Source organism: Aeromicrobium sp. (assembly GCF_025965075.1).
Taxonomy (GTDB): Bacteria; Actinomycetota; Actinomycetes; order Propionibacteriales; family Nocardioidaceae; genus Aeromicrobium.
In genome coordinates, this window is sequence record NZ_JAOPXQ010000063.1 from 1 (window position 1) to 2,609 (window position 2,609).

Genomic DNA, 2,609 nt, shown 5'->3' on the forward strand with positions numbered 1-2,609 from the left:
CCGGCCGGAACGGTCGAGCAGGTCGCGGCCAAGGTGCTGCCCTCCGTCGTGCAGATCAACGTCCGCGGCGGACAGGAGTCCGGCTCCGGCACGGGCATCATCATCAGCAGCGACGGCAACATCCTGACCAACAACCACGTCGTCGAGGTCGCGGGCGACGGTGGCACCATCACGGTGGCCTTCAGCGACGGCAGCAACACCAAGGCCGAGATCGTCGGCACCGACCCCAAGACGGACCTCGCGGTCATCAAGGCCGCAGGACAGACCGGGCTCACCGCCGCAACGCTCGGCACGTCCGCCGATCTGAGAGTCGGCCAGGAGGTCGTCGCGATCGGCTCGCCGTTCGGCCTCGAGAGCACCGTGACGGAGGGCATCATCTCGGCCCTCAACCGACCGGTGTCCTCGAGCGACGGCTCCGGCTCGAAGCAGTCCACGACGTTCCCGGCGGTCCAGACCGACGCCGCGATCAACCCGGGCAACTCCGGTGGCCCGCTCGTCGACCTCAACGGTCGCGTCATCGCGATCAACTCCGCCATCCGGTCCGGCACCACGACGTCGGGCGACGCGGGCTCGATCGGCCTCGGGTTCGCGATCCCGATCGACCTGGCCAAGAACGTCTCGAAGCAGCTCGTCGACGGCAAGACCGTCGAGCACGCCCAGATCGGCGTCAGCGTCGACAACTTCCTGAGCGACGACGGCATCACGGGGGTCGGCGCCCAGGTCAAGGAGGTCGTCTCCGGCGGCGCTGGCGACAAGGCCGGGATCAAGAAGGGCGATGTCATCACGGCGGTCAACGGCGCGATCATCCCCAGCTCGGAAGCGCTCGTCGCCTCGGTGCGCGGCTTCAACCCGGGCGAGAAGATCACGGTCACCTACACCCGCGACGGCAAGAAGGCCCAGACCGACGTGACGCTCGACTCCGACGGAGGCAAGACCAGCTAGCCCGGCTGGTTGGCCGCCGGGCCGTCCGGCCCCTGACCGCTGGCCCTGACGTTCTGACGCAACACGCCCCGGCGTGTCCGTCGAAATGTCAGGGCCAGCGTTCGTACGTCGGCGGGATCGCGAGCCTGGATGGCCGATTTTCGCTCGTGGCGGGTCGGTGGCCCCACTACCGTGGGGTGGTGAAGACCGAACGCGACCTGTCCCTGCCCGCGATGCTCGTGACGGTGCTGCTGTGGGCGTCGGCGTTCGTCGCGATCCGCGCGCTCGGCGACACGTTCTCCCCCGGCTCGCTGACCCTGGGTCGTCTCGTGGTCGGCGCACTGGCGCTGACCCTGATCGTCCGCCCGGGTCGGGTCCCGCTGCCGCGTGGCCGACCGCTGCAGCTGATCGTGCTCTACGGCGTCATCTGGTTCGGCGCCTACAACATCGCGCTCAACGCCGCCGAGCGTGACCTCGACGCCGGGACCACCGCGCTGATCGTCAACATCGGGCCGGCGCTGATCGCCCTGCTCGCCGGCTTCATCTTCAAGGAGGGCTTCCCCAAGCCGCTGCTGATCGGGATCGGCGTCGCCTTCGCCGGGGTCGTCCTCATCGCGGTCAGCACCGATCGCGGCTCGTCCTCGGTCGACACGGCGTCGACGGCCGGGGTCCTGCTGTGCCTGGCCGCGGCGCTGTTCTACGCGATCGGGGCCCTGGCCCAGAAGCCCGCGCTCAAGCACGTCGACCCCGCGATGTCGGTCTGGCTCGGCTGCCTCGTCGGCCTCGTCGTGTGCCTGCCGTTCGCCCCGGCGCTGGTCCGCGAGCTCGGCGACGCGTCGGGTCACGACCTGCTCTGGCTGGCCTACCTCGGGATCTTCCCGACCGCGATCGGCTTCACGACGTGGTCCTACGCGCTGCAGCGGATCACGGCCGGCCAGGCGGCCTCCACGACGTACCTCGCCCCCGCCGTCGCGACCCTGATCTCGTGGGCCGTGCTCGACGAGGTGCCGGCCGCGTTGGCGTTCGTCGGCGGTGCGCTGTGCCTGACCGGCGTCGCGATCACCCGCCTCCGTCCCCGCCGCCGGGTCCCGCAGACCGGCTGAGGCGGGCGCGGCCCGTCAGCCGATGAGGTCCGACACGAGATCGCGCAGGATGCCGAAGCCGTTCTGGGTCAGGATCGACTCGGCGTGGAACTGCACGCCCCGGTAGTGCGGCCCGGCCACGAGGTGGATGTCGCCCGTCGCGGGGTCGGTCTCGACCGTCACGCCCTCCGGCAGGCCCGACTCCGGCACCCGGGCGACGAACGTGTTGTAGAAGCCGACCGTCTCCGGCCGCCCCAGCACCGGCAGCCGGCTCTGCGTCCCCTGGAACACGATGTCCTTGAACACGATGTCGAGCCCGATCTGGTGGCTCAGCGTCTGGTGCCCGAGGCACACCGCGAGGAACGGTCGCTGCGTCTCCAGCAGACCGGCGACGACGGCGTGCAGGCGCGCCATCTTGGGATCGTCGAGGTCCCGCGGATCGCCCGGACCCGGACCGACGACGACCAGGTCGTAGCCGTCCAGCGCATCGGGTCCCTCGAGCTCCGCGGCGTCGTGGCGGACGATGTCGGTCGCCATGCCGAGCACCCCGAAGACGTGCGACAGCATGTTGACGAAGTCGTCCTCGCCGTCGACGATCACGACCCG

3 protein-coding genes are annotated in these 2,609 nt (G+C 70.4%); 2 read left to right on the forward strand and 1 reads right to left on the reverse strand.

Annotated elements, in window-relative coordinates:
* Together JWQ91_RS04040 and JWQ91_RS04045 are read left to right on the forward strand one after the other, a co-directional pair.
* Positions 1–942: trypsin-like peptidase domain-containing protein (locus JWQ91_RS04040; RefSeq protein ID WP_297781150.1), on the forward strand; the 942-nt coding region annotated here is incomplete at its 5' end.
* A gap of 179 nt (positions 943–1,121) precedes the next feature.
* The gene (locus tag JWQ91_RS04045) at positions 1,122–2,024 is read left to right on the forward strand and encodes a DMT family transporter (protein ID WP_297781153.1); all 903 of its coding nucleotides are present in this window, start codon (positions 1,122–1,124) and stop codon (positions 2,022–2,024) included.
* A 15-nt stretch (positions 2,025–2,039) separates the two neighbouring features.
* On the opposite strand, the gene JWQ91_RS04050 is transcribed toward JWQ91_RS04045, so the two are convergent.
* The coding region (locus JWQ91_RS04050) for an aminodeoxychorismate/anthranilate synthase component II (RefSeq protein ID WP_297781156.1) at positions 2,040–2,609 on the reverse strand (570 nt) is incomplete at its 5' end.